Origin of the sequence: Actinosynnema sp. CA-299493, from assembly GCF_050946825.1 — a bacterium.
Lineage (GTDB): Bacteria > Actinomycetota > Actinomycetes > Mycobacteriales > Pseudonocardiaceae > Actinosynnema.
Genome location: NZ_CP191993.1, coordinates 113,186 through 138,690, shown reverse-complemented (window position 1 = coordinate 138,690; position 25,505 = coordinate 113,186). Strand labels below are relative to the sequence as shown.

Sequence of the window (25,505 nt, the reverse complement as noted above, 5' to 3'; positions counted from 1 at the left end):
GTCGCGCAAACGGTACTGTGTGGCGATGGACAGGGTGATGAAGGGCGTGCGGTCGTGCATGGCGAGGGGCGCGGTGGAGAACGCGGCGACGTTGTTGCTGCACCTGTGGTCGGAGACGCCGGACCTGGCGCGGTTGCGGGAGACGACGCTGGAGTTCGCGGACCGGTTCCCGCTGGCCGACTCGGCGGCCGAGGTGCTGCGCTGCGCGGCCGTGACCAGCGCGGAGCGCGGCCGGCTGCCCGCCGCCGAGGAGTTGGCCAAGCGGGAGGTCGGCGTGCGGCGGGCGCGGTGCCAGGCGGACCCGAGCGCCGAGTCGCTGACGGCGCACGTGGGCGCGTTGGACGTGTTGGCGAGCGTCCAGCGGGCGCTCGGCGAGGAGGACGGCGTCACCGCCTGCCTGGCCGAGGTGGTGGAGTGGCAGTACGACCACGGCGACCGGGCGGGGGTGGCGTGGGCGTTGCGGGAGCTGGCCGTGCTCGCGATCGAGGCCGGTGACCTCGACCGGGCCGGCGCGCGGTTGACCCGCGCGGTGGCGCTGTACCGCGACCAGGCAGGCGACCAGGCCGTCCGGCTCGCGCGCGGGGGGTGCTGGGTGCTGCTGGCGTGCGTCCGGTGGGCCGAGGGCCGTCCTACCGAGGCCCGAGCGCTGTTGGAGGCCGCGCTGGGCGAGTTCGGTGACGACGACGCGGCGCTGGAGGTGCTGCGCCTGCTGGAGGCACTCGACTCCGGCGGCGATGTGCCGGAGTCGGTGCCCGTGGGTGGCGAGTTCGGGCAGCTCAGCTGGGCGTGAGCACGTCCAGACCCAGGAACGGGCGCAGCGCCTGCGGCACGACGACCGAGCCATCCGCCTGCTGGTGGTTCTCCAGGATCGCGACGATCCACCGCGTGGTGGCCAGCGTGCCGTTGAGCGTGGCGGCGATCTGCGGCTTGCCGTTCTCGTCCCGGTAGCGCACGTTGAGCCGCCGGGCCTGGAACGTGGTGCAGTTCGAGGTCGAGGTCAGCTCCCGGTACGCCTGCTGGGTCGGGATCCACGCCTCGCAGTCGAACTTGCGCGCGGCCGACGTGCCGAGGTCGCCGGCGGCCGTGTCGATGACCCGGTACGGGACCTCGATCTTCGCCAGCATCTCCTCCTCCCACGCCAGCAGCCTGGCGTGCTCGGCCTCGGCGTCCTCCGGCTTGACGTAGGAGAACATCTCGACCTTGTTGAACTGGTGCACGCGGATGATGCCGCGGGTGTCCTTGCCGTACGAACCGGCTTCGCGCCGGTAGCACGACGACCAGCCCGCGTACCGCTTCGGGCCGTCCAGGATCTCGTCCGCGTGGTACCCCGCGAGCGGCACCTCCGACGTGCCGACGAGGTACAGGTCGTCGGCTTCGAGGCGGTAGATCTCGCTCGCGTGCGCGCCGAGGAACCCGGTGCCGGCCATGATCTCCGGGCGCACCAGCGTCGGCGTGATCATCAGCTTGAACCCGGCCGCGGTGGCCTGGGCGACGGCCATGTTCAGCAGCGCCAGCTCCAGCTGCGCGCCCACGCCCGTCAGGAAGTAGAAGCGCGAGCCGGACACCTTCGCGCCGCGTTCCATGTCGATCGCGCCGAGCCGCACGCCGAGGTCGAGGTGGTCGACCGGGTCGAAGTCGAACTCGCGCTTCTCGCCGACGTGCCTGAGCACGACGTAGTCGTCCTCGCCGCCCTCGGGCGCGTCGGGGTGGACCACGTTCGGCACGGCGCGGTGCAGCTCGGTCAGCTCCGCCTCGGTGGCGGACTGCTCCGCCTCGGCGGCCTTGACCTCGGCGGCCAGCTCCTTGCCCTTGGCCAGCAGCGCGTCGCGCTCCTCGCCCCTGGCCCGGCCGACCTGCTTGCCGAACGTCTTCTGCTCGCCGCGCAGCGCGTCGGCGCGGGCGATGGCGGCCCGGCGGCGCTCGTCGGCGGACAGCAGCGCGTCGACCACGGTCTCGTCCTCGCCACGCGCGCGTTGCGACGCGCGGACGGCTTCCGGGTTCTCGCGCAGTGCCTTCAGGTCAATCACACCGGGAAGGGTAGTACCCGGGTGGAAGTCCTTTCGATCGCCACCGCGCCGGAAGTGTCGGACCCCTCGGGCAGGATGCCCGCGTGGTGGAACGAACGAACGACGAGCCCGACCTGCCCGCGGACGTGGTGGCGGAGGTCGAGGAGTACGCGCGAGGTGTGGTGCACGGCGGCTTCACGTCGCTGGACGACGCGGTCGAGGACGTGGCCGAGCACTTCGAGGGGGAAGAGCACCCGCTCACCCCGGTGGCCGCGCGGGCGCTGGTGGAGCGGGTGTGGCGGGAGCGGGCCGCCGAGCAGGAGGGGTGGCCGGAGAGCACCGGCGTGGACCGGCTGTTCGCGGCGTTCGACGCGCTCGACCGGGGCGGGATCGTGGCCCGCGCCGACTTCACGTGCTGCCAGACGTGCGGGCACGCCGAGATCGGCGACGAGGCGGGCGAGGGCGCGCGCGGGTACGTGTTCTTCCACCGGCAGGACACCGAGAGCGCCGTGGCGGGCGGCGGCGTGTGGCTCGCCTACGGCTCGTTCGGCGACCCGGCCGGCCTCGAACCCGTCGACCACGCGGCGGCCGACGAGGCGGTGGGCCGGGAGGTGGTCGCCGCGCTCACCGCGAGCGGCCTGCCCGTGGAGTGGAACGGATCGGCGCGCACCCGGATCCAGGTCGGGCCGATGCCCTGGCAGAAGCGGCTGCCGGTGGCCTGAGCGGCACGAAGGGGGCGTGCCCGACCGGGCGCGCCCCCCTCGCGGGCCGGTGCTACGAGATCGCGACGGCGACCACGAGGCCGAGGGCGACGTGCGCCGCCGCGACCACGACGCTGGCCGGCGCGAAGCGGTCGGACTCGATCAGCGAGCCGATGTCGAGCCTGGTCACCCACTCCAGCAGCCGGACCGCGAGGACCTGGACGACGATGCCGACGAAGCCGAAGATCAGGGCCGACAGCAGCCCCTCGTCCAGCTTGCCCGCCGCGCTGTAGATCGCGACGACCACGATCAGCGCCATGCTCACCAGGCCGGCGGAGGTGACGATCACCGCGTTCGGGGCGCCGTTGCGCACCAGGGCGCTCAGCTTGCCGGGGGTGGTCCAGTCGATGGCGTAGAAGCCGACGACCATCAGCACCAGGCCGACGATCGCGTAGAGCGCGATCGCACCGACACCGGTGCCGATGCTGGACCCGAAGCCGGGGTCCAACGCGAGTTGGGAGATCACTGACCCTCCGTGGTGTGCAGGTTGATCGGTTGTGCCGTCGGCGAAGGAGCCGGTGACGACGGGTGTGGTGCGTTTCCGGGGACGGGGGAGCGGCTCATTCGACGATCCTGTGCGGCACGAACGCCGCACCGTCGTCGGTGACCAGGCCGACGGTCTCCCGGATGCCCAGGCCCGCCGCCGCGTCGCCGACGACCCACGCGCCGAGCGCCGGCCGGTAGCCGTCGAACTCGGGCAGCGGGTCGAACAGCTGGTAGACGAAGCCCTCCTTGCCGTAGACCCCGCCGGTCTGGGTCTCGTAGCCGGGGGCGACGATCTGGATGTTCTGCCCCTCGCGGCCCAGCCGCGGCTTGCGCACGTACTCGGTGAGCAGGCCGGGGTCGTCCAGGAACGCGGGCAGCAGGTTCGGGTGGCCCGGGTACATCTCCCACAGCACGGCCAGCAGCGCCTTGTTGGACAGCAGCATCTTCCACAGCGGCTCGACCCACAGGGTGCCGGGCAGGCTCTCCACCGCGTAGCGGCCGAACTGCTCGTCGACCACCCACTCCCACGGGTAGAGCTTCACGACCGTGCCCATCGGCGCGTCCTCGAGGTCGACGAACCGCTTGAGCAGCGCGTCCCAGCCGATCTCCTCGATCGCGAGCCCGACGGTGTCCATGCCCGCCTCGGCGGCGGTCTCCTGGAGGTAGGCCACGGTGACGTGGTCCTCACCCGAGGGGTCCGCGCCCGACCAGGTGAAGTGCAGCTCGTTGGACGGCAGCCGGCTGCCGATCTCGGCCCAGCGCTCGACCAGCTTCTCGTGCAGGGAGTTCCACTGGTCGTCCTCGGGGTAGACGTCGGTCTTCCAGTTCCACTGGACGACCGACGCCTCCAGCAGCGACGTGGGCGTGTCGGCGTTGTACTCCAGCAGCTTGGCCGGCCCGCCGCCGTCGTAGCGCAGGTCGAACCGCCCGTACACGTGCGGGTCGCGGCGCTTCCACGACTCGGCGATGGCGGGCCACAGCCACTCGTTGATGCCGAAGTCCCGGTAGCGCTCGGTGAGCACCACGTTGTCGACGGCTTCCAGGCACATGTTGTGCAGCAGCTCGACGTCGGCTTCGAGCGACAGCACGTCGCTCATGTCGAAGACGTAGTGCGCCGACTCGTCCCAGTACGGGCGCGGGCTGCCGTCCGCGGCCCGCGCCGGCGCGCCGAACACCAGCCCCTGCTCGGAGACGGTCCGCTGCCAGTTCGGCCGGGGGGTGGAGGACTCCCGACGCACTCAGCTGCCCCCGCTCTTGCTGCCGCCGGACACGCCGAACCCACCGCGCTGCACGACCGTGCCCGACTTGGTGGAGATGTTCGCGCCCTTGGGCATGGTGTAGCTGCCGCCGCTGATCTTCTGACCGACGGGGGCGCTCGGGGCGCCGTAGTTGTAGCGGTACGAGCTGCCGCCGATGTAGATGAACCCACCGCTGTAGTAGCCGCCGTGGGACGTGGCGTAGCTCTCGTCGCAGTACTGGTCCTCGACCACCACGTCGTCCTTGACGCACTGGGCGACCACGTCGTCGGGGCTGGACGCGGCGTACCAGATCGCCACCACGCCGGCCACGCCGACGGCCACGCCGCCGCCGATGAGCAGGCGCTTGCGCAGCTTCTTGCGGCGCGCGCCCTCGGCCTCGACGGCGAGCTGCTGCTCACGCTGCTGCTCGATCGCCGCGGCGCGGGCGCGCTGCTCGGCCAGTGTCGGCGGCCGTGGCTTGGTCTGGCCCGCCTCCTGGCTGCGGATCTGGCCGCGGCCACCCTGCGGCGGTCCTTGCGGCGTCGGGGGCACGTAGGGCGGCGGCGACGCGCCACCGCTACCCGGCCCCGGCGTCGCCGGTCCGCTCGGTCGGTCCGCTCCGCTCGGCCCACCCTGGCCGGGCGTCGCGGCGCTACCGGTGTTCTCGTTCTCAGTCATCAGCCACTCCCGGCGGGGACGGTACAGAGATCGGCCGCCGAATGGGTGACGAGTGTCCCAAAAGCAACACTCCCCACCCGCCCGAACGGTTGCACGGCCTACACAGGCATCATGGAGTAGATGTCCGCCACCACGCGCTGGTTTCGTCGAGGTGACCACTTGGTCATGCTCGGCGCGTCGGCGGGCGCGTTCGTGCTGCTGGCGTCGAGCACGCTGACCGGGTGGCCCGTGGGCGCGGACGGGCCCGGCAGCCCGACCACGACCAAGGTGAACCCCGTCATGGCAGCTCAGGCTGGTGACTGCCTGAACTGGACCAAGCAGGACCTGTCCGACGTCGAGAAGGTCGACTGCGCCGCCCAGCACCTGTTCGAGGTTACCGGTGTGGCGGACATCTCCGCCGCTCACGGGCCGCAGGCGGTGTTCCCGGACGACGCGCAGTGGCAGCAGATCAGCCAGGAGCAGTGCGCGAAGACGTCGCTGGACTACCTCGGCGGCAAGTTCGACCCGTTCGGCAAGTACACGGTCGGCCCCCTCAACCCCGGCGAGCGGCTGTGGGCCGAGGGGCAGCGGACGCTGCGCTGCGGCCTCCAGGTGGCCGGTCCGGCGGGCGGGCTGCTCCCGTCCTACGGCACGGCGCGCGCCCAGGACCAGTCCGACGTCTACGACCCGGGTGTCTGCCTGGGCATCACCGAGACCGGGTCCGTCGCCGACCCGATCGACTGCGCGAAGCCGCACACGTTCGAGATCACCGGTGTGGTGACCATGCCGCCCGGCGAGTTCCCGCCGCCCGGACAGCAGGACGACCTGCTGTTCGGCAAGTGCAACGAGCTCACCGCCGAGTACACCGGGGGCGCCGACCTCAAGGCCCGCGGTCTGATCGTCACCTGGGACAACCGGCGGCCGGAGAGCTGGGCGGCCGGTTCCCGGCTGGTGAACTGCAAGGTCGGCGCGACGCCCGCGGACAACGCCCTGATCGCGTGGGAGGGCAGCGTCCGCAACCCGGACGCACCGCCGCTGACCACGTCCAACCCGCCGCAGACGACCGCCGTGCAGCAGGACGAGCCGACCGGCGCGCCGCTGCACTCCCAGTCCAACTCCAGCTCCGCCGCGCCGCCCTCGTCGGGTTCCAAGCCGCCGAAGTCGGACGAGACGAGCGCGACAGCCACGACCACTACGACGTCGAGGTGACGACATGCCGGTGGAGATGACCCGTCAGCGGTTCGAGGAGTTAGTCGGTGAAGCCCTCGACCTCATCCCGCCGGACTTCGCGGCGGCGATGAACAACGTCGTGGTGCTGGTCGAGGACCGCAGCCCGGACGTGCCGAGCCTGCTCGGGCTCTACCACGGCATCGCGCTGACCAGGCGGACCAGCGACTACGGCGGCGTCCTGCCCGACCGGATCTACATCTACCGCGAGGCGATCCTGGACATCTGCCGCACCGAGGACGACGTGGTGGAACAGGTCGTCGTCACCGTGGTCCACGAGATCGCGCACCACTTCGGCATCGACGACGCCAAGCTGCACGAGCTGGGCTGGGGCTGATCCGAGGGCTCTCGGCCGGTCAGCTCTCAGCGGGTCGGCCCTCGACCGGCCGGCCCTCGACCGGCCGGTCCTCGTCCACGTCCACGCCGGTCCACGACGTGCAGCGCCAGCCGTCGCCGTCGTGGTCGCGTTCCAGCACGACCCGGCCGGTGTTGGGCAGCAGGCCCGCCTCGACCAGCGCGGGGCCCACGTTGCGGGCCAGCGCGAGCACGCCCATCCGCAGCACCGCGCCGTGGCTGACCAGCACCACCGTGTCGTCGTCGCGGTGCTTGGCGGTGATCCCGTCCACCGCGGCCAGGTAGCGGTCGATGGCCTGGCGACCGCTCTCGCCGCCGGGCAGCGGCACGTCCAGGTCGCCCTCGGCCCACTGCTTCACCGTGGCGATGAACGTCTCGAACGCCTCGCGGTCGTGCCGCCCTTCGAGGTCGCCGCAGAAGATCTCCTGCACGCCGTCCACGACCTCGACGTCCAGGCCGAACGCCGCCGCCACGGGCGCCGCGGTCTCCTGCGCGCGCACCGCCGTGCTCGCGTACACGGCCGTCACGGGCTCGGCGGCCAACTGCTCGGCCAACGCGGCGGCCTGGGCCCGTCCCGCCTCGGTCAGCGGCGGACCGGGTGGCAGCGAGTCCAGCGCCATCTTCACGTTCGACGCCGTCTCGCCGTGCCTGACCAGGATCAACCTCACGCGCCCTGCCCCCTCCGGACCGCGTCGACCCAGTCGGCCGCCGCCACGAACTCCTCGTTGCCCGCCACCGCGCCGCCCGGCTCGGCCTTCGGGTACGAGCCGAGGAACCGGGTGCTCGGGCAGTGCCGGTGCAGCGCGGCCAGCGCGTCGCCCACCCTCGGCTCGGCCACGTGGCCGTCGAAGTCGATGTAGAACCGGTACTCGCCCAGCCGGCCCTTGGTCGGCCGGGACTCGATGCGGGTCAGGTTGATGCCGCGCAGCGCCAGCTCGGCCAGCAGCTCCGACAGCGCGCCGATCCGGTCCGCCGCCGTGCAGACGACCGACGTGCGGTCGTGGCCGGTCGGCTCCGGCAGCTCGCCGGGCGGGCGGAGGAGCAGGAACCGGGTCTTCGCGTCCCGCACGTCGGCCACGTCGGTGGCCAGCACCTCCAGCGGGTAGTGCCGCACGGCCACCGGGGCGCTCACGGCGGCGTCGAACTCGCGGTTGAGCACGGCGCGCGCCGCGGCGGCGGTGGACGTCGTGGCGACCGCCTGGGCGCCCGGCAGGTGCTCGGCGAGCCAGTGCCGGACCTGGGCCAGCGCGTGCGGGTGGCTGGCGACCGTGCGCACGGGCTCGCCGCCGGGCCGCACCAGCACGCTGAACCGCACCGGCAGCACCGCCTCGGCGACCGCGACCAGCGGCTCGCCCTCGGTCAGCGCGTCCATCGTCGCGGGCACCGCGCCCTCGACGGAGTTCTCCACCGGCACGCACGCCGACCGGGTTTCCCCGCGCCGGGTGGCGGCCAGGGCGGCGGGCACCGTCTCGAACGGCACCAGCTCCTGCTGCGGAGAGGCGAAGCCGCGTGCGGCCTGCTCGGTGAAGGTTCCCTGCGGTCCGAAGTAGGCGAGCACGGCCGCAACGATACGAGGACCACGTCCAGTAGCTGTTGTTGAGGCGAGGATCACCTGCCTGGTGGGTGCCCGCCCCCGTTCCGCAGCAACGGGTTGTCCTGGAATGCTGGTGATGTGTCCGCCGCCGATACGGAGGGTGAGATCAACGCTCCGGTAGCAGTTCCCCGTCTGGTGTTGTGCGCCGTCGACGAACCGCTGGCCCGCGCCTGGCTCGCGGTGGCCCGGGGCCGCAGTGGCGTCGAGGTGCACCGGGGCTCGGTGCTCGACATCGTCGCCGAGGCCGTGGTGAGCCCGGCCAACTCCTCCGGCTGGATGCGCGGAGGCATCGACGCGGTCTACGCGCGTGCGTTCCCGCTGGTGGAGGGCAACGTGCGCAGTGCCGTGCTCGGCTTGCATGGCGGCGAGCTGCCGGTGGGCGAGGCGCTGGTCGTGCCGACCGGCGAGCCCGAGCCCGAGTGGCTGATCAGCGCGCCGACCATGCGGCAGCCCGGTGAGCTGCTGCCCGAGGACACCGTGCACCCGTACCTGGCCGCGCGCGCCGTGCTGCGGCTGTGGCTGGGCGGCCGGTTGGACGACGGCCGCCCGTTGCGCGCGGTCGTGCGCACGATCGCCATGCCCGGTCTCGGCACGGGCGTCGGCGGCGTCGCGCCCGCCACCTGCGCGCGGCAGGTCGCGGCCGCGTGGGACGAGGTGTTCAGCCCACTGCCCAGCAGGTGACGCGGCCTGGCTGTGCACAACCTGTGGACAACCGGCCCGGAACCTGTGGACAACTAGCGTGGCGCGACCCAGCGCTCCAGGTCCAGCTCGTCGGTGATGGGGATGCCGTAGTCGCCGACGCTGCGGATCTCCGGCTTGAGGCGACGGGCTTCGCGCACCGCGTCGGGGCGCAGCGCCGCGAGCCGGAAGCCGCGGCGCTGGTAGAAGCGCAGGGCGTCGAGGTTGTCGTTGGTCGTGGTGATCCGGACCCGTGAGCAGCCGAGCTGGCGCGCCCGGTGCACGGCGGCGTCGACCAGCGAGCTGCCGACACCCCTGCCTCTTCGCAGCGCGTCGATGGTGACGATCTCCAAGTGGCCGTCGGTGGCGGCGTAGGTGAGCAACCCGACGACGGTGTCCTGCTGTTCGACCAGGAACCCGGGCAGGCTCGCCGGGAAGAACACCTGGCCGTGGGCGACCGCGGTGTGCGCGCCCCACAGCTCAAGCACCAGCCTGCCGACGACGATCCGGTCGGCTTCCTCGATCGCGCGTACGAGCATCCCTGCACTGTCTTGGCGGGCGGGCGCGGTGGGTACCGGCATTCGACCTATGGTTGGTTCGTGCCGGTGCGAGTGTTGCTCGTAGACGACCACGAGGTGGTGCGCAGGGGTCTGCGCGAGTTGCTGGAGGACGAGGACGACATCTCGGTGGTCGCCGAGGCGGGCGGGGTGGACGAGGCCCTGGTCCGGGCTTCGGCGACCCGGCCCGACGTGGCCGTGGTGGACGTCCGGCTGCCCGACGGCGGCGGCGTGGAGCTGTGCCGTCGGCTGCGCGCGGCGGAGGGCGGGCCGAGGTGCCTGGTGCTGACCGCGTTCGACGACGAGGAGGCGCTGGTCGGAGCGATCATGGCGGGCGCGTCGGGCTACCTGCTCAAGCAGGTGCGCGGCCAGGACCTGGTGACCGCCGTGCGCGAGGTGGCCGCCGGCCGCTCGCTGCTGGACCCGCAGACCACCGCCCGCGTCCTGGCCCGCATGCGCCGCCCGGTCGAGGTGGACGTGCTGGACGCGCTGACCGAGCAGGAACGGCGGGTGCTCGACCTGATCGGGGAGGGCCTGACCAACCGCCAGATCGCCGAACGCCTGTTCCTGGCCGAGAAGACGGTCAAGAACTACGTCACCGCCGTGCTGTCGAAACTGGGCATGGAACGCCGCACCCAAGCCGCCGCCTGGGTAGCCCGCCGCTCGCGCTGATCCCCGGACGCGTGGTCGATCGTGATCCGGGACGGTGCCGATAGCCTCGGGGTCCTGCCTCGAGTTCGGCCTCCGTGACGACTGGGACGGTGCAGATGGACTTCGACGACACCCACATCGGCAGGCGTGCTCGCGAGATCCGCGCCTGGCGGGGGATGAAGCAAGACGCCGTGGCGGGGCTCGCCGGGATGACGGCCGGCTACCTGAGCATGATCGAGACCGGGAAGCGGCCGGTCCGGACCCGCGCCACGCTGGAAGCGCTGGCCGGCGCGCTCCGCGTGTCGCCCGCCGAGCTGACCGGCAAGCCCTACGTGCCATCGGACGCCGAGTCCCGCGAAGCACACGCCCACACTCGCGCGGTCGAGGATGCGCTGATCGGCTGGCGGCCCGGCGAGCGTCCTGACGGACCTCCTCGTCCGTGGGAAGCGGTTCAGGTCGATCTGGACCGGTTGAACCGCGAGCTTCGCCCCAACGCGGACTACGCCGCGCAGGCGTCGCTGCTGCCGACGTTGATCCGCGACCTGCTCGTCGCGGCAAGCGATCTTCGGCACCGCTCCGACGCGTTGGTCGGTCTGCTGGCCGCGTACAAGGCGGTTGCCTACCTCGCGCACGACCTGGGAGTGCCGGGGCTCTCGACGCTCGCCGTCGAGCGGATGCACAGGACGGCAGAGGACCTGGAAGACCCGACGTGGGTGGCGTACGCCGCGTACCAGCGGTCCCAGCTCATGAGCGGCACGAACCGCCCCCGGCAGTATGACCTCGCGGTCTCGGTCGCCGACATGCCCGGATCACGCGTGGAGGTTCGAGGGCTCGCTCACCTGACGGCCGCACTGTCGTCGGCGGCGCAGGGCCACCAGGACACCGCTCAAGATCACCTGGCCGAGGCCGCCGCCTTGGCCGACCGGATCGAAGACGACGTGAGTCCCTGGATGCAGACCAACTTCGGCCGTACCAACGTCAAGATCTGGCGGGTGTCGATCGGGCTGGAGTTGGGACAAGGAGCGAAAGTCGCCGAGATCGCGGCCGACCTGCGCCCAGCGGGAGTATCTCGGTCCAGGCAGGCGGCGTTCTGGATCGACTACGGGCGCGGCTTGCTGACCGATCGCAAGCACCGTGAACGTGGACTGGCCGCCCTGCTGCACGCCGAGACGTTGGCTCCGCAGAAGGTGCGCAACAACGCGTTCGTCCGGGAATCGGTGGCCGACCTCCTCCGCCGGTCACGACGTGAGGCGGGCGGCCGTGAACTCCGAGGCTTGGCCTGGCGAATGGGTGTGGCCCCGACCGGGTGAACCAGGCCCGTGCTTAACAGCTTGTGAAACAAGTGCCTGAAAGGGCACTAGCGTCAATTGCCATGAGCACTTCGACCTCTCCCGACAACACCCTGTCGACCGTTCGGTTCTTGATGACACAAGGGGAGGTGGATGAAGCGGCTCAGACGCTCGTCCACTTGTGGTCCACGCTGCCGGTGGACGGCCGTCCCGAACAAATCTTCGGCTTGCACAGCGTGACCTTGGAACTGGCTGACCGCTTCCCGTTGTCGGAGTCGGTGTCCTCGGTCCTCTACCACGCGACGTTCGCCCATGCGCAGGCGGAAGACTTCCACACCGCGACCGTGATGGCGACGCGAATGGTCGGGGTCTGGCGTGCGCGGTGTCAGGCCGATGCGACCGCCGAGGCCCTGAAAGGGCACCTCCACGCGCTCGACACGCTCGCGGGCGTATTCCGGGCACGAGGGATGACCGGCGCGATCGGTGGGTGCCTGGTGGAACTGATCGAGTGGCACTTCAATTTCGGGAATTCGGTCGGTGTGGCCTGGGCACTGCGCGAATTGGGCGCGTTGGCGTTCTTGTCCGGAGACTTGGACAACGCCGTCGCGAAGCTCACCCGGGCCGACGAGATCTACGGCGAAGACGCCGATGAACCGTCGATCGCCGAAGAGCGGGCCGAATGCCACGTGTTGCTGGCGCGGGTGCTGATCGCCCGAGGCGAGGACGATTCGGCGCGGCAGTGGCTCGACCGGGCGGTGGCTTTCCTGACCGGTGACGCGGCGGCAGAGGCGCGGTTGCTGCTCGACGCGGTCCGGGCCGGCGGGGAACTGCCGGAACCCGTGGTGCTGGTGGTCGGCGAATTCGGCGTCCCGGCCTGGAAGCCCGTGGAGACCTCGCCGGTCAGCCACCCAGTGGGACGTGCCAGGTGATCGTGGTGCCGGTGCGGGGGGACGAGGTGATCTCGCAGCCGCCGCCGGCGGCCAGGGCGCGTTCCTCCAGGTGCCGCAGGCCGCGCTTGGCGACGCCGCGCGGGATGCCGCAGCCGTCGTCGGCGACCTCCAGGTCCAGCCGGTCGGGGGTGCGGCGCAGTGCGATGCCGACGTGCCGGGCCCCCGAGTGCCGCACCACGTTCGACAGCGCCTCGCGCAGCGCCGCGCGGGCGTGGTCGGCGAGGTCGGCGGGCACGTCCGCGACTTCCCCCTCGACGCGCACCTCCGGCTCGAACCCCAGCAGCTCGCCCGCCGTGCGGGCCTCCGCCAGCACCGAGCCCTTCAGGTCGACGTCGGCGGGCTGGCCGGGGTCCGCGCTGCGCAACGCCCGCACGGTGGCGCGGACCTCCGCCATGGTCTGGTCGAGCTGGTCCACGCAGTCGGCCAGCCGCCGCGCCTCCCGCCCTTCGAGCTTGAGCCGCCGGTCGAGCAGGTCGAGCTGCACGCCGGTCGCGTACAGCCGCTGGATGATCACGTCGTGCAGGTCGCGGGCGATGCGCTCGCGCTCCTGGTAGACCGCTATCCGCTGGCGCGCGGTCGACCCCTCGGCCAGCACGACCGCCAGCCCGGCCTGCGCGGCGAACGCGGCCAGCACCTCGACGGTGTCCGGGCTGAACGGTTGCGCGCCCTTGCGCCGGTACACCGCCAGCGCGCCGATCCTGCGCTCCTTGGTGCCGAACGGCGCGACCGCGAACGGCCCGTACCCGCGCAGCGCCTTGGGCACGAACGGCGCGGTGCGCGGGTCGGTGGTGAAGTCGGCCGCGACCACGGGCACGCCGGTCCGCGCCGCCCGCGCCGCCGACGAACGGCTCGACAGCACGACGCCCACCGGGTCGTCGTCGCCCGAGGACGCCTCGACGGTCAGCGTGCCGTCGTCGGCCGTCACCATGGCGAGCCCGAGGTCCGCGCCGGCGAGCTCGACGGCGCTGCGCACCACGAGCGGCAGCACGGCGTCCGGGTCGTCGCCGGCCAGGGCGGCCGAGGTGATCTCGGTCGACGCGGCGAGCACGCGGGCGGGGTCCACGGTGGTCAACGGTAGGCCTTGGACCGCAGCCGCCCCTCGGCGACGTGCAGCACCAGGTCGGCGCGGTCGGCTTCACCCGGCCGGTGGGTGATGTGGATGACGGTCTTGTCCCGCAGCACGTCGTCCAGTCGCGCCAGCAGCGCGGCGGCGGTCGGCTCGTCCAGGTGGGCGGTCGGCTCGTCCAGGAGCACGAGGTCGGCGTCGTGGAGCAGGGCGCGGGCCAGCGCGACCCGCTGCGCCTCACCGCCCGACAGCAGCGTCGGCCCGATCACGGTGTCGAGGTCGAGCCGGACCCCCGCCACGTCCAGTGCCCACCGCAGCCGCTCGTCATCCGCCCGGGGGTCACCCAGCCGCAGGTTCTCGCGGACCGTGGTCGAGACCAGCATCGGCTCCTGCGGGCACCAGGCCACCCGGTCGGGCCGCCAGACCAGCCCGAGCTCGGGCTCGACGAACCTCAGCAGCAGCGCGAACAGGCTCGACTTGCCCGCGCCGGACGGACCCACCACGGCCACCTTCGCGCCGGCCGGCAGGTCGAACGACACCCGCTCCAGCACCGGTTCCGCGCTGCCCGGCCACGTCACCGTGACGCCTTCGAGCCCGACCGCCCCGCCGACCGCGACCCGCTCGACCTGCGAGATGTGCGAAACGTGTGAGTCCTGCAAGCCCTGCGAGACGTGCGCGGGCGTCGGGGTCGCTTGACCGACGATCCGGCCGTACGACTCGCGCAACGCCCCGCGGTGCTGCGCGGCGGTGGGCAGCGCGCTCAACACCTCGGCCAACGCCAGCGGCACCAGGCCGAGGACGGGCACGAGCAGCGGGTCGACGCCACCGGCCAGGCCGATGCACACCGTCGACGCCAGCCCGGTCGTCAGGTGCACGATCCCGATGGCCGCGCCCGCGCCGAGGGCCTGCCGACGGGCCTGCCGGGCGAGTTCGGCGTCCTGCCGCGCCAGTTCGGCGCGCACCTCGCGGTCGGCCCCGAACGCGATCAGGTCCGGCGCGGCGGTGAGCAGGGTCAGCACCTGCTCCGACACGTGCCGCCGCCCCCTGGCCAGCACCGCCGTGGCACGGCGTTCGGTGAGCACCGCGACGACCGGCGCCAGCGTGCCGCCGACGACCAGCGCCACCGCCAGCGCCAGGCCCGCCACCGGCTCGATCACCGCGAACAACGTGACCGCCGCGACCGACACGCCCACCGCGATCAGCGGCGGCTGGAGGACGCGCGGCACCAGGTCGCGGACCGTGTCGACGTCGTCCACCAGTCGGGTGAGCTCGGCCCGACCGGGCCGGAGGCCGCGCCACAACCGGACCCGCAAGGACTCGGCGTGCCGGAACGCGGCGTCGTGCGACACCAGCCGCTCCAGGTACCGGAACGCGCCCTTGGCCAGCGCGAACGTCCGCACGCCCACCACCAGCACCGACAGCGTCAGGATCGGCGGCTGGGTGGCCGCCTTCGCGATCAGGTAGGCCGCGAACGCCGTCAGCGCCACACCGCTCGACGAAGCCGCCGCGCCCAGCGCCGCCCCCGCCAGCAGCCGCCGGGTCGGCCGGGGCGTCCGCGCGGCGGTCGACCGGTCGGCCACGACACCGACCTCACGAGCCGCCGCGACCTCCTCGACCTGCTCGCCCACCAGCCGGTGGGTGGCCAGCACGACCGCCGCCCCGTCGGCGGCGGCCCGGTGCACGGCGGCCATCACCTTCGTCGCCGTCGCCGGGTCGAGGTGCGCGGTGGGCTCGTCCAGCAGCAGCACCTTCGCGCCGTCCCGCACCCGCGTCAGCGCGCGCGCCACCGCGACCCGCTGCCGCTCACCGGTCGACAGCTCCGCGATGGGCCGCGCCACCAGGTGGTCCGCCGCCACCGACGCCAGGACGTCGTGATCGACCTGTCCCGTGGTCAGCTCCAGCTCGTCGGCCACCGTCCGCCCGGCGAACGCGGGCCGCTGCGGCACCCAGGCGATGGCCGACCGGTCGACCGCGACCGACCCGCCATCCGCCTCCACGAACCCCAGCAGCACCCCGAACACCGTCGACTTGCCCGCCCCGCTGGGCGAGTCGAGCCGGTGGACCTCACCGGGCCGCACCCGGAACCCGACCCCGTCCGGCGCGAACCGACCCCGCCGCCGGACGCGGAGGTCACGCACCTCCACGCCCTCGACCGGGTCCGCCGAGGCCGGCCGCGGCGCGGGCGCGGGGATCTCCGCGACCCGCCGCACGGCCTCCACCCCGTCCTCCGAAGCGTGGTGGGCCGCACCCGCCGCCCGCAGCGGCAGGTAGCACTCCGGCGCGAGGATCAGCACCACCAGGCCCGTGACCAGCGCCATCTCCCCCGACACCAACCGCAGCCCGATCCCCACCGCGATCAGCGCCACCGACAGCGACGCCACGACCTCCAGCACCAGCGCCGACAGGAACGCCACCCGCAACGTCCCCATGGTCGCCCGCCGGTACCGCTCGCCCACCTCCCGCACGGCCGACGCCTGGGCCGCCGCGCGCCCGAACGCGGTCAGCACCGGCAGCGCCCGCACCAGCTCCGCCAGCCGACCCGACAACCGCTCCAGCGCCGACGCCGCCGCGGCCACCCGGTCGGAGGTGAACCGGCCGATCAGGATCGCGAACACCGGGATCAGCGGCAGCGTCACCGCGATCAGCACGGCCGACGTCGGGTCGGTGAGGAAGATCCAACCGCCCACCGCCACCGGCACCACGGCCGTCGTCACCAACGCCGGCAGGTAGCGGGTGAAGTACGCGTCCAGCGCGTCCAGCCCCTTGGTCGCCAGCACCGCCAGCGACGCCGGCCCCCGCGCCACGATCCACGACGGCCCGAGCCCCAGCGCCCGGTCCAGCACCGCCGCCCGCAGCTCCTCCTTCGCGCCCGCCGCCGCACGCGCCGCCACCGACTCGGTCGCCCACGCCAGCACCGCCCGCGCCACCACCGCGCACGCCACCACCCACAACGACCCGCCGGTCACCAGCGCCGACGCCAGCGCCACCGCCTGCCACACCAGCGCGACCGACGTCAGCGCGGCCAGCACCGCGCACCAGGCCAACGCCCGGCGCGCCGAGCGCGAGAGCGCGGGCAGCGCGCCGAGCGGGCCTTTCCCCGGCTTCGTGGCGGAAGGGGCTCCGGGGAAGTTCACGGCACGTGCACCCGCGGGATGTGCCGGGTGCCGATCCGCTTGCGGAACACCCAGTACGTCCACCCCTGGTACACGAGCACCGCGGGCGTGCCGAACGCGGCCACCCACGTCATCACGGTCAGCGTGTACGGGCTCGACGCCGCGCCCGCCACCGTCAGCGACCAGGCCGGGTCCAGGGTGGACGGCAGCACGTTCGGGTACAGCGCGCCGAACAGCGCCGCCACCGTCGCCGCCACCGCGACACCCATCAGCGCGAACGCCTGCCCCTCGCGCCGCAGCACCAGCCGCCCGTACGCGCCGAGCGCGGCCAGCGCCACCACCGTCGACGCGCCCCACGTCCACGCCGACCCGAACCGCAGCTGCACGGTCAGCAGCAGCACCAGCAACGGCAGCAACGCCACCGGCGCGACCTTCAACGCCAGCGCGCGCGCCCGTTCCCGCACCTCTCCCTCGGTCTTCAGCGACACGAACACCGCGCCGTGCACGAACGCGTACCCGGCCACCGCCACCGCGCCGAGCAGCGTCTCCCACCGGATCGAGGCGAACGGCGAGCCGACGCGGTCGCCGGCGGCGTCCAGCGGCATCCCGAACACCGTCGCCGACAGCAGCAGCCCCACGCCCAGCGCGGCCGTCCACGACCCGGCCACGATCACCGCGTCCCACGTCCGCCGCCACCGCGCCGAGTCCACCTTCCCCCGGTACTCGAACGCGACCCCGCGCCCGATCAGCGCCAGCAGGAACAGCACCAGCGGCAGGTACACCGAGCTGAGCAGCGCCGCGTACCAGGCGGGGAACGCGGCGAACGTGGCGCCGACCGCGACCAGCAGCCACACCTCGTTGCCGTCCCACACCGGCCCGATGGTGTTGACCAGCACCCGCCGTTCGGCGTCCGACCGCCCGAGCACGGGCAGCAGCATGCCGACGCCGAAGTCGAACCCCTCCAGGAACAGGTAGCCCAGCCACAGCAGGGCGATCACGCAGAACCAGAACGTCTCCACGGCTCCCCCTCTCAGTAAGCGAACGTCAGGACGTCGTCGTCACGCGACTCGGCGTCGTCATCCGGTTTTCGAGCCGGCAGCACGCCCGCGACCCCAGCGCGGACGTACCGCCGGATCAGGAACACCTCGACGCAGGCCAACACCCCGTAGACCAGCGTCAAGGCGACCAACGACGTCAACACCTCCCCCGGTGTCGACGACGACACGGCGCGCGCGGTGAACATCCACACCCCGTCCACCCCGCTCGGGTTCGGCACCACCACGAACGGCTGCCGGCCCATCTCGGTGAAGATCCAGCCGAAGCTGTTGGCCAGGAACGGCGTCGCGATGCTGCCCAGCGCCAGCCACGCGAACCACCGGCCGCGCGGCGTCCGACCACCGCGCGTCAGCCACAGGATCAGCAGCCCCGCCCCGACCGCGATCCCGCCGAACCCGATCATCAGCCGGAAGCCCCAGTAGGTGACCGGCAGGTTCGGCACGTAGTCGATCGGCTTGCCCGACAGCTCGCCCAGCTTCGGGTCGACCGGGTAGTTCGTCCCGTACTTCTCCTGGTAGAGCGGCACCAGCTCCTCGATGCCCTTGACCTCGGTGGTGAAGTCGTTGTGCGCCAGGAACGACAGCAGCGCGGGCACCGTGACGCTCTTGACGTTCTCGCAGTCGGGCCGCGACACGTCGCCGATCGCGAACACCGAGAACGCGGCGGGCTGCTCGGTGTGGCACAGCGCCTCGGCCGCCGCCATCTTCATCGGCTGCTGCTCGAACATCAGCTTGCCCTGCACGTCACCGGTGATCGCGAGCCCGGTGAACGCGGCGACGCCCACCCACGTGCCGAACTTGACCGACGCGCGCCACACCGGGCCGTCGTCACCACGCCGCCACAGGTGCCACGCGGCGACGCCCACCAGGAACGTCCCGGCGACGGCGAACGCGCCGAACACCGTGTGCGGGAACGCGGCCAGCGTGGTGTTGTTGCCCAGCACGGCCCAGATCGACGTCAGCCGCGGCCGGCCGTCGACCAGCTCCACGCCGACCGGGTGCTGCATCCACGAGTTCGCGGCCAGGATGAAGTACGCCGACGCGATCGTGGCCAGCGAGAACGCCCACACGCAGGCCAGGTGGACCTTCTTCGGCAGGCGGTCCCAGCCGAAGATCCACAACCCGAGGAACGTCGACTCGACGAAGAACGCGACCAGGCCCTCCATCGCCAGCGGCGCGCCGAACACGTCCCCGACGAAGCGCGAGTAGGCGCTCCACGTCATGCCGAACTGGAACTCCTGCACGATGCCGGTGACCACGCCCATCGCGAAGTTGATCAGCAGCAGCTTGCCCCAGAACTTGGTCATCGCCAGGTACTTGCGATCACCCGTGCGCACCCACGCGGTCTGCATCACCGCCACCAGCAGCGAGAGCCCGATGGTCAGCGGCACCATCAGGAAGTGGTAGACGGTGGTGATGCCGAACTGCCACCGTGCCAGGTCGAGGACGTCCACGGATCGACCGTAGGTCCGGACCGGGGGTCGGCCTCAGGTACGACGGTCCCCCAGGACCCGGGACCAAGGTCCCGGTGTGCGTCGTCACGTCCGGCCCGGACGGGCGCACGGGGTACTATGTGGACGCCAGAGGGGAGTAGTTCCCCCGGGTCACCACGACCGGGGCGAGAGGATCGACATACTGGTCCGCCTTGCGCGGACCCGGTCCCTCACCCGTGCTCCGGATTTCCGGGGACGGGCGAACGAGACCTCCGGCCGGGCAGTGCACCACGCCCGGTCGGGGTCGTGCTGCCTCCGTCCGGGACCGTTTCGGACGTCGGAGGTTCCCGTGGCACCTGAACTCATCGCGCTGGCGACGGCTTTCGCCATCGTCTTCCTGGCCGAGCTGCCGGACAAGACCATGGTCGCCACGCTGGTCCTCACCACCCGGTACCGCGCGTGGCCGGTGTTCGCCGGGGTCACGGCGGCGTTCGCGATCCAGTGCGTGGTGGCCGCGACGTTCGGCGGCGTGCTCACCCTGCTGCCCGACCGGGTGGTCGCGGCCGTGGTCGCGGTGCTGTTCGGCGTCGGGTCGTTCCTGCTGCTCAAAGAGGGTTTCTCGAAGGACGGCGACGAGGGCGGCGCGTCCGCCGACGGCCCTGGCCAGGTGACGTTCTGGCGCGCCGCGCTCACGTCGTTCGGCGTCCTGTTCGCCGCCGAGTGGGGCGACGCCTCGCAACTGGCCACCGCCGCCCTGTCCGCCCGCTACGCCAGCCCGGTGTTCGTCGGCCTGGGCGCGTTCCTGGCCCTGGTCACCGTCGCCGCCATCGCGGTCCTGCTGGGCCGCAAGATCGCCACCCGCATCCCGACCCACCTGATCCAGCGGGTGAGCGGCTTCGTGTTCGCCGCGTTCGCCCTGGTCGCCCTGTGGCAGGCGATCTCGGGTTGACCACAGGTCCCTGACCAGCCATGGCCGCCGCATCGTCCTCACCGAGGAGGGCCACCTCGAAGTCCATCCGGCCGAATCCGACTCGACGCCCCGCCAGTCCGGCTGAACGATGACGGTCAGCGCAACGCGTCAGCGACCTCCTGGGCCGCCCGCACGACGTGGGGCCCCACCACGTCACCGTCCAGCTTCTCCAGGGCCACCACGCCCACGCTGGCCCGCAATCCGGGCACGCCGCGCACCGGCGCCGCCACCCCGAACGCGCCCGGCTGCAACTCGCCCGTCGAGTTGACCCACTGCCGCCCCTCCGGCGACAGCCCGATCGCCTTGCCCGCCGCGCCCCGGTGCACGGGGTGGCGCGACCCGACCCGGTACGCCACGTGGTACGCCGTCCACGACGGCTCGACCACGGCCACCGCTTGCGCCTCGCTCCCGTCGGCCACCGTCAGGTGCGACGTCGCGCCCACCGTCTCCGCCAACGTCCGCAACGCGGGCTGAGCGGCCAGGCGCAGCTGCGGCAGCACGTTCGACGCCAGCCGCAGCACGCCGAGCCCGAGCCGCACCTTCGACCCCTCGCGCCGCACCAGCCCCCGCGACTGCAACGGCACCAGCAGCCGGTACACCGCCGCCCGCGACGCGCCGATGGCCGCCGCCAGCTCGCTGATCGACGGCGCCTCCGACTCGGCGTCGGCCACCGCCTGGAGCAGGGCCAGACCCCGCTCCAGGGTCAGCGAGCTCTCCTTCGACGCGGGCGCCGGGAGCCGGCCGCGGGGATCGGGTCTGACCACGCTCTACCTCTCGTCGGCGGGCACGACCGTGCCGACCACCTCGGCCAGCCCGACGACCGAGCCGCCCTCACCCGGAGCCGTCGCGGTGATCCGCACCGTGTCGCCGTCCTCCAGGAACGTCCGCTCGCCGTCGTCGAGCACCACCGGCTCCGTCCCGCCCCAGCTCAGCTCCAGGAAGGAGCCGCGCTCGTCGCGGGCCGGGCCGGACACGGTGCCCGACGCGATCAGGTCGCCCGGCCGAACGGTAGCGCCGTTCACCGACAGGTGCGCGAGTTGTTGCGCGAACGTCCACGACATCTCGCGGAACGGCGGCCGGGACACCACGGTGCCGTTCCACTCGACCTCCAGGTCGATGTCCAGGCCCCACGCCCGGTCCTCGACCAGGTACGGCAGCACGTCGTTGCCCAACGGCGGCGGCGACACGCGGGCCACCGCGAACGCCTCCAGCGGCGTGATCCACGCCGAGACCGACGTGGCGAACGACTTGCCCAGGAACGGGCCCAGCGGCTGGTACTCCCACGCCTGGACGTCCCGCGCGGACCAGTCGTTGACCAGCGCCACGCCGAAGACGTGGTCGACCGCCTGGTCGGGCGTCAGCCGCGACGCGACCGGCCCGCCGCAGACGAACCCGACCTCGGCCTCGATGTCCAACCGCCCCGTCGGCCCGAACACCGGACCGGCCGACGACCGCCGCTGCCCGTGCGGCCGGACGACCGGCGTGCCGGACACGACCACCGTCCCGGCCCGGCCGTGGTAGCCGACGGGCAGGTGCGTCCAGTTCGGCAGCAGGGCCTCGCCGTCGGGCCGGAAGATCCGGCCGACGTTCTCCGCGTGGTGGCGCGAGGAGTAGAAGTCCACGTAGTCGGCCACGGTGAACGGCAGCACGGCGCCGTCCAGCCCGACCAGCTCCGCACCGCGCGGCGCGGACGTGGCCGAGACGATCTCGACCAGCCGCGCCCGCAGCTCGCTCCACGTGGGCCGGCCGGCCGCCAGCAGGGCGTCCAGCGTGCCCGTCGCCACCAGGGGCTCCAGCCGCTCGCCCAGGGACAGTCCCCGCAGCGGCAACGCCCGGTCGCCCACCCGCACCGCGACACCGCCGGGCACGACGCCGTAGGGCAGCGTCTGCGGCCCGAACGGCTCGTCGGCGGTGAACGCGGGGTCCTCGATCCAGCTCACAGCAGACCCAGCTCCTCCAGGTCGGCGATCGGCTCGTCCAGCGAGCACGACCCGTAGGAGGCGAACACGCCGCGCACCGCGTGCGCGGCCTGGTCGGACAGCCCGTTGGCCTCTTCGCCCAACGCGACCGCGTCCGTGCTGGCCAACGCCTCGCGCACGTCACCGCCGGACAGCGAACGCGCGGTCGCCACCAGCAGGTTGAGGAACCCGTGGTGGGTGAACCCGGTATCGGCGTCCGTGCGCCGCACGGCGTGGTGCAGGCCCGCGGTCGCCTTGAAGGCCACACCGCCGCCGCTCACCACGGCCAGGAAGTCGGCGACCTCGTCGACGCTCGGGAAGTTCTCCTTGCTGACCCCGCCGCAGCGCAGCTTGGGCCAGCTGCCGTGCTCGATGACGCGGCGCACGCCGTCCAGCCACTCGGCGCCGCCCCGGCGGGGCTCGACGACGCGGATGACGTCCTCGGGCACGAACTCCGAGACGCGTTCGAGCCACACCTCGTCCACATCGGACGGGGCCGGCATCTCGACCATCCGCAGCGCCAAGAGCTCACTGCGGGACTCGACGATCGACACGGCCTTGGGCACACCTCCCAGACCCGTGTCGATGACCAGCGACAGGGCCACCGGCTTCACCGGCTTGACCTTGATCAGCTCGGTGATGAGCTCGGCGAGTCGCGAGGCGGGGCACAGGAAGAGACCGACCGCACCGGCCCATTCCCCGGCACGTGCGTCGAGGTGGCCGCGGACCGCGTCGGGCATTGATGCGCTGCCCGGCGGGAACAGTGCGGCGTCGTCGACAAGCCTCGCGAGCAGGGGCGGAGTGCCGCGTGGACCGGGCGCACGGAGTTCGAAGGCGCTTGACACGGCTGACACGCTAGTGGCGTACCGGTCAATGAACAAAGATGTCCGACTATCGAACGCCCGGAGTGAACCATGGCGTACTACCGCCAGGTGGGTGAGATCCCCCGAAAGCGCCACACGCAGTTCCGCACACCGGAGGGCGGTCTGTACGCGGAAGAGCTCATGGGGGTCGAGGGCTTCTCGGCCGATTCGGCGCTGCTCTACCACCGCCACCTGCCGACCGCGATCGTCGACGCGGTCACCGTCGAAGAGGCGCGCGGCGCGTTGACGCCGAACCTCCCGCTCAAGCCGCGGCACTTCAAGACACCGGCGTTGACCTGGGACTCCTCCGACGTCGACGCGGTCACCGGCCGGCGCACGCTGTTCGGCAACGCCGACGTGGTCATCGGTTTCGTAACCGCCACCGCGCCCAGTCCGCTGTACCGCAACGCGGCCGGCGACGAGCTGCTGTACGTGCGGTCGGGCGAGGGCGTGGTGGAGACGATCTACGGCGCGTTGCCGGTCGCCGAGGGCGATTACGTGGTGCTGCCGACGTCGTGCACGTACCGCGTGGTGCCGTCCGGACCCATGGACGTCCTGGTCCTGGAGGCCTCGGGACACATCGGACCGCCGAAGCGGTACCTGTCGGCCAAGGGCCAGTTCCTGGAGCACTCGCCGTACTGCGAGCGCGACGTCCGGGGGCCCGCGGAGCCGTTGCTGGTGGACGGCGAGGACGTGGAGGTGCTCGTCCGGCACCGCGCGGGCCTCACCCGGTTCACCTACGCCAACCACCCGTTCGACGTCGTCGGCTGGGACGGCTGCCTGTACCCGTGGGTGTTCAACATCCGCGACTTCGAGCCGATCACGGGCCGCGTGCACCAGCCGCCGCCGGTGCACCAGACGTTCGAGGGGCCGAACTTCGTGGTGTGCTCGTTCGTGCCGCGCAAGGTCGACTACCACCCGTTGGCCATCCCGGTGCCCTACAACCACGCCAACGTGGACTCGGACGAGCTGATGTTCTACGTCGGCGGGAACTACGAGGCGCGCAAGGGCTCGGGGATCGGCATCGGGTCGCTGTCGCTGCACCCGGCGGGCTGCACGCACGGGCCGCAGCCGGGCGCGGTCGAGGCGTCGCTCGGCCTGGACCACTTCGACGAGACCGCGGTCATGGTCGACACCTTCCGGCCGCTGGACCTCGGCGAGGCCGCGCTGGCGACCGAGGACCCGAAGTACGCCTGGTCGTGGGCACGCCGGGGTCCTGACCTGGGTTGATCGACCCTTGTCGGTGCCGACCTCTACCGTCTGCCGGCATGGACGCACGAGCGCTTCTGGAGCAGGCCCCGGACGGCCAGGTGGCGAGCAGCGCCACCCGGCTGGCGGGGTCCTCCGGGTGGCAGGGGACGGGTCGCGGTGACACCGCCCTGTGGGGTCTGTGCAAGGGCAGCGGCAAGAACCCGTACCAGGTGTGCGTCGACCTGGGTGACCGGGCGACGAAGTGCTCGTGCCCGTCGCGCAAGTTCCCGTGCAAGCACGCGTTGGCGTTGCAGCTGCGGGACGTGCGCGAGCCGTTCCCCGTGGCGGAGACGCCGGACTGGGTGGCGGAGTGGCTGGCCCGTCGCCGCTCCTCCGCTGCCGCTGCTCCGGACGACTCGAGGTCGTCGTCGTCGCAGTCGCCGTCGCCCGAGGCGGTCGAGCGGCGGGCCAAGGCCAAGGAGAAGACGGCCCTGGCCAGGCAGGACGCGGTGCGCGCCGGGGTCGCGGGCCTGGTCGACTGGCTGGGCGACGTGGCCGGCGCGGGCCTGGCGGGGCTGCCCGCGCGGGACGCGGCGTGGTGGCACTCGATCCAGGCGCGGATGGTGGACGCGCAGGCCAAGGGGCTGGCGTCGGCGGTGGACGAGGTGCGCGGGATCGTGGCGGCGGGCGGGCCGCGGTGGGCGCACGACGCGGCGGACCGGTTGGGTGGGCTGCACCTGTTGGCGCGACTGTCGTCATCACCTGATCCAGTGATCCGCCGCCGGTTGGGGTTCTCCGTGACCGAGGAGGAGGTGCGCGCCGGTCCGGGCTGGTCGGACCAGTGGGCGCCGTTGCTGAAGGTGGAGAGCGACGACGGCCTGGTGCGGACCGTGCGGCAGTGGGCGTGGGGGCGTTCGCACGGCTGGGTGGTGGCGGTGCGGCACGTCGGTGGCGGGGGCCGCCCCGCGCCGCCGTTGACGCACGGGGTGCAGGTGCAAGGGGTGTTGCACCCGTACCCCGGCGTCCCGCCGCACCGGGTCGCGGTGGGTGAGCCGCTGGCGGAGCGGCCACCGGAGCCGGTGCCCGCGCCGGCCTCGTGGCGTGCCGCGCTGGCCGGCCTCGAAGAGCACCTGAGAGCCGACCCGTGGCAACGCCTCCACCCGCTGGGGTGCGCGTCGGTGCGGGTCACCGAGGACAGCGGGCAACTGGTCGACGCGGAGGGCCGCGGTGTCCAGGTCCGGAACGACCTGGCGCTGGACCAGGCGTTGGCCCTGACGGGCGGCGACCACTTCGACGCGTGGGGCCTGTGGAACGGCCGCGAACTGCGCCTGGGCGCCGTCGCCACACCAGGCGGAGCACCGGAGGTGGTGGGATGATGATCACGCAGGCAACACGGCACCTCCCCCAA

General features: G+C 72.6%; 25 protein-coding genes. 11 read left to right on the top strand and 14 right to left on the bottom strand.

Features of this window, described 5'->3' with window-relative positions; translation table 11 throughout:
• The first annotated feature begins 25 nt into the window (after positions 1-25).
• Positions 26-790 carry a hypothetical protein gene (locus ACQPYE_RS00695; protein ID WP_498718564.1) on the top strand — a complete coding sequence of 255 codons (765 nt, stop codon included), beginning with the start codon at positions 26-28 and terminating at the stop codon, positions 788-790.
• Here the strand turns inward: ACQPYE_RS00695 and serS are convergent.
• Positions 777-2,027: a serine--tRNA ligase gene (gene serS / locus ACQPYE_RS00690; protein ID WP_498718563.1), complete on the bottom strand. Its 1,251-nt coding sequence runs from the start codon at positions 2,025-2,027 to the stop codon at positions 777-779. The genes ACQPYE_RS00695 and serS overlap by 14 nt on opposite strands.
• 83 nt (positions 2,028-2,110) lie before the next feature.
• On the opposite strand from serS, the gene ACQPYE_RS00685 reads away from it, so the two are divergent.
• Positions 2,111-2,728 (top strand): DUF6891 domain-containing protein, encoded by a 618-nt coding sequence (locus ACQPYE_RS00685; RefSeq protein WP_498718562.1) that lies wholly within the window; start codon positions 2,111-2,113, stop codon positions 2,726-2,728.
• A gap of 52 nt (positions 2,729-2,780) precedes the next feature.
• Here ACQPYE_RS00685 and ACQPYE_RS00680 read toward each other — a convergent pair whose 3' ends face one another.
• The 3 genes from ACQPYE_RS00680 to ACQPYE_RS00670 form a co-directional block, all read right to left on the bottom strand.
• On the bottom strand, positions 2,781-3,233 hold the full coding sequence (locus tag ACQPYE_RS00680) for a DUF350 domain-containing protein (RefSeq protein ID WP_498718561.1): 453 nt from the start codon (positions 3,231-3,233) through the stop codon (positions 2,781-2,783).
• Positions 3,234-3,327: 94 nt separating this feature from the next.
• Positions 3,328-4,491, bottom strand: coding sequence for a glutathionylspermidine synthase family protein (locus ACQPYE_RS00675; RefSeq protein WP_498718559.1), 1,164 nt, complete (start codon positions 4,489-4,491; stop codon positions 3,328-3,330).
• Positions 4,492-5,169, bottom strand: coding sequence for a hypothetical protein (locus ACQPYE_RS00670; RefSeq protein ID WP_498718558.1), 678 nt, complete (start codon positions 5,167-5,169; stop codon positions 4,492-4,494). It abuts the gene before it with no gap.
• Between the two features lie 120 nt (positions 5,170-5,289).
• Here ACQPYE_RS00670 and ACQPYE_RS00665 point away from each other — a divergent pair, with 120 nt between their 5' ends.
• On the top strand, positions 5,290-6,357 hold the full coding sequence (locus ACQPYE_RS00665) for a septum formation family protein (RefSeq protein ID WP_498718557.1): 1,068 nt from the start codon (positions 5,290-5,292) through the stop codon (positions 6,355-6,357).
• 4 nt (positions 6,358-6,361) lie between these two features.
• Positions 6,362-6,712: a metallopeptidase family protein gene (locus ACQPYE_RS00660; protein ID WP_498718556.1), complete on the top strand. Its 351-nt coding sequence runs from the start codon at positions 6,362-6,364 to the stop codon at positions 6,710-6,712.
• Between the two features lie 19 nt (positions 6,713-6,731).
• Here the strand turns inward: ACQPYE_RS00660 and ACQPYE_RS00655 are convergent, their stop codons facing one another.
• Positions 6,732-7,397: a histidine phosphatase family protein gene (locus ACQPYE_RS00655; protein ID WP_498718555.1), complete on the bottom strand. Its 666-nt coding sequence runs from the start codon at positions 7,395-7,397 to the stop codon at positions 6,732-6,734.
• Positions 7,394-8,287, bottom strand: a complete 894-nt coding sequence (pheA, locus tag ACQPYE_RS00650; protein WP_498718554.1) for a prephenate dehydratase — start codon at positions 8,285-8,287, stop codon at positions 7,394-7,396. Before pheA ends, ACQPYE_RS00655 begins: the two co-directional genes overlap by 4 nt.
• A 114-nt stretch (positions 8,288-8,401) precedes the next feature.
• Here pheA and ACQPYE_RS00645 point away from each other — a divergent pair, with 114 nt between their 5' ends.
• Positions 8,402-9,004 (top strand): macro domain-containing protein, encoded by a 603-nt coding sequence (locus tag ACQPYE_RS00645; protein ID WP_498718553.1) that lies wholly within the window; start codon positions 8,402-8,404, stop codon positions 9,002-9,004.
• Between the two features lie 53 nt (positions 9,005-9,057).
• On the opposite strand, the gene ACQPYE_RS00640 is transcribed toward ACQPYE_RS00645, so the two are convergent.
• Positions 9,058-9,540, bottom strand: a complete 483-nt coding sequence (locus ACQPYE_RS00640; RefSeq protein ID WP_498718552.1) for a GNAT family N-acetyltransferase — start codon at positions 9,538-9,540, stop codon at positions 9,058-9,060.
• Between the two features lie 60 nt (positions 9,541-9,600).
• Between ACQPYE_RS00640 and ACQPYE_RS00635 the strand changes: the two genes are divergently transcribed.
• The 3 genes from ACQPYE_RS00635 to ACQPYE_RS00625 all read left to right on the top strand — a co-directional run bounded on the left by ACQPYE_RS00635 (position 9,601) and on the right by ACQPYE_RS00625 (position 12,427).
• Positions 9,601-10,230: a response regulator gene (locus tag ACQPYE_RS00635; RefSeq protein ID WP_498718551.1), complete on the top strand. Its 630-nt coding sequence runs from the start codon at positions 9,601-9,603 to the stop codon at positions 10,228-10,230.
• Positions 10,231-10,325: 95 nt separating this feature from the next.
• Positions 10,326-11,519, top strand: a complete 1,194-nt coding sequence (locus tag ACQPYE_RS00630; RefSeq protein ID WP_498718550.1) for a helix-turn-helix domain-containing protein — start codon at positions 10,326-10,328, stop codon at positions 11,517-11,519.
• Positions 11,520-11,581: 62 nt separating this feature from the next.
• Complete coding sequence (locus ACQPYE_RS00625; RefSeq protein WP_498718549.1) at positions 11,582-12,427, top strand: tetratricopeptide repeat protein; 846 nt, start codon at positions 11,582-11,584, stop codon at positions 12,425-12,427.
• Here the strand turns inward: ACQPYE_RS00625 and ACQPYE_RS00620 are convergent.
• Genes ACQPYE_RS00620 through ACQPYE_RS00605 form a run of 4 tightly spaced genes read right to left on the bottom strand, consistent with a single transcriptional unit; the run spans position 12,399 to position 19,136 of the window.
• Positions 12,399-13,520: a GAF domain-containing sensor histidine kinase gene (locus ACQPYE_RS00620; protein WP_498718548.1), complete on the bottom strand. Its 1,122-nt coding sequence runs from the start codon at positions 13,518-13,520 to the stop codon at positions 12,399-12,401. The two genes, ACQPYE_RS00625 and ACQPYE_RS00620, sit on opposite strands and share 29 nt — an antisense overlap.
• The gene (gene cydD / locus ACQPYE_RS00615; RefSeq protein ID WP_498718546.1) at positions 13,517-16,648 is read right to left on the bottom strand and encodes a thiol reductant ABC exporter subunit CydD; all 3,132 of its coding nucleotides are present in this window, start codon (positions 16,646-16,648) and stop codon (positions 13,517-13,519) included. Before cydD ends, ACQPYE_RS00620 begins: the two co-directional genes overlap by 4 nt.
• On the bottom strand, positions 16,645-17,646 hold the full coding sequence (gene cydB / locus ACQPYE_RS00610; protein WP_498718545.1) for a cytochrome d ubiquinol oxidase subunit II: 1,002 nt from the start codon (positions 17,644-17,646) through the stop codon (positions 16,645-16,647). The genes cydD and cydB overlap by 4 nt, the downstream gene beginning before the upstream one ends.
• A gap of 11 nt (positions 17,647-17,657) precedes the next feature.
• A complete protein-coding gene (locus ACQPYE_RS00605; RefSeq protein ID WP_498718544.1) occupies positions 17,658-19,136 on the bottom strand; it encodes a cytochrome ubiquinol oxidase subunit I in 1,479 nt (492 codons plus the stop codon).
• 328 nt (positions 19,137-19,464) lie between these two features.
• Here ACQPYE_RS00605 and ACQPYE_RS00600 point away from each other — a divergent pair, with 328 nt between their 5' ends.
• Positions 19,465-20,064: a TMEM165/GDT1 family protein gene (locus ACQPYE_RS00600; protein WP_498718543.1), complete on the top strand. Its 600-nt coding sequence runs from the start codon at positions 19,465-19,467 to the stop codon at positions 20,062-20,064.
• Between the two features lie 116 nt (positions 20,065-20,180).
• On the opposite strand, the gene ACQPYE_RS00595 is transcribed toward ACQPYE_RS00600, so the two are convergent.
• Genes ACQPYE_RS00595 through ACQPYE_RS00585 form a run of 3 tightly spaced genes read right to left on the bottom strand, consistent with a single transcriptional unit; the run spans position 20,181 to position 22,888 of the window.
• Positions 20,181-20,849, bottom strand: a complete 669-nt coding sequence (locus tag ACQPYE_RS00595) for an IclR family transcriptional regulator (RefSeq protein ID WP_123744731.1) — start codon at positions 20,847-20,849, stop codon at positions 20,181-20,183.
• A gap of 3 nt (positions 20,850-20,852) precedes the next feature.
• A complete protein-coding gene (locus tag ACQPYE_RS00590) occupies positions 20,853-22,025 on the bottom strand; it encodes a fumarylacetoacetate hydrolase family protein (RefSeq protein ID WP_498718541.1) in 1,173 nt (390 codons plus the stop codon).
• Entirely contained in the window at positions 22,022-22,888 is an 867-nt protein-coding gene (locus ACQPYE_RS00585; protein ID WP_498718540.1) for a hypothetical protein, read from the bottom strand. Before ACQPYE_RS00585 ends, ACQPYE_RS00590 begins: the two co-directional genes overlap by 4 nt.
• 69 nt (positions 22,889-22,957) lie before the next feature.
• On the opposite strand from ACQPYE_RS00585, the gene ACQPYE_RS00580 reads away from it, so the two are divergent.
• Positions 22,958-24,136 carry a homogentisate 1,2-dioxygenase gene (locus ACQPYE_RS00580; RefSeq protein WP_498718539.1) on the top strand — a complete coding sequence of 393 codons (1,179 nt, stop codon included), beginning with the start codon at positions 22,958-22,960 and terminating at the stop codon, positions 24,134-24,136.
• Positions 24,137-24,174: 38 nt separating this feature from the next.
• Positions 24,175-25,473 (top strand): SWIM zinc finger family protein, encoded by a 1,299-nt coding sequence (locus tag ACQPYE_RS00575; protein ID WP_498718538.1) that lies wholly within the window; start codon positions 24,175-24,177, stop codon positions 25,471-25,473.
• Positions 25,474-25,505: the final 32 nt, after the last annotated feature.

What these genes read in the sequence shown, in the direction of transcription:
- ACQPYE_RS00695 (WP_498718564.1), top strand. Translation starts at nt 26, where the DNA reads ATGGACAGGGTGATGAAGGGCGTGCGGTCGTGCATGGCGAGGGGCGCG.
- ACQPYE_RS00670 (WP_498718558.1), bottom strand. Translation starts at nt 5,169, where the DNA reads ATGACTGAGAACGAGAACACCGGTAGCGCCGCGACGCCCGGCCAGGGT.
- ACQPYE_RS00665 (WP_498718557.1), top strand. Translation starts at nt 5,290, where the DNA reads ATGTCCGCCACCACGCGCTGGTTTCGTCGAGGTGACCACTTGGTCATG.
- ACQPYE_RS00660 (WP_498718556.1), top strand. Translation starts at nt 6,362, where the DNA reads ATGCCGGTGGAGATGACCCGTCAGCGGTTCGAGGAGTTAGTCGGTGAA.
- ACQPYE_RS00640 (WP_498718552.1), bottom strand. Translation starts at nt 9,540, where the DNA reads ATGCTCGTACGCGCGATCGAGGAAGCCGACCGGATCGTCGTCGGCAGG.
- ACQPYE_RS00630 (WP_498718550.1), top strand. Translation starts at nt 10,326, where the DNA reads ATGGACTTCGACGACACCCACATCGGCAGGCGTGCTCGCGAGATCCGC.
- ACQPYE_RS00625 (WP_498718549.1), top strand. Translation starts at nt 11,582, where the DNA reads ATGAGCACTTCGACCTCTCCCGACAACACCCTGTCGACCGTTCGGTTC.
- ACQPYE_RS00580 (WP_498718539.1), top strand. Translation starts at nt 22,958, where the DNA reads ATGGCGTACTACCGCCAGGTGGGTGAGATCCCCCGAAAGCGCCACACG.
- ACQPYE_RS00575 (WP_498718538.1), top strand. Translation starts at nt 24,175, where the DNA reads ATGGACGCACGAGCGCTTCTGGAGCAGGCCCCGGACGGCCAGGTGGCG.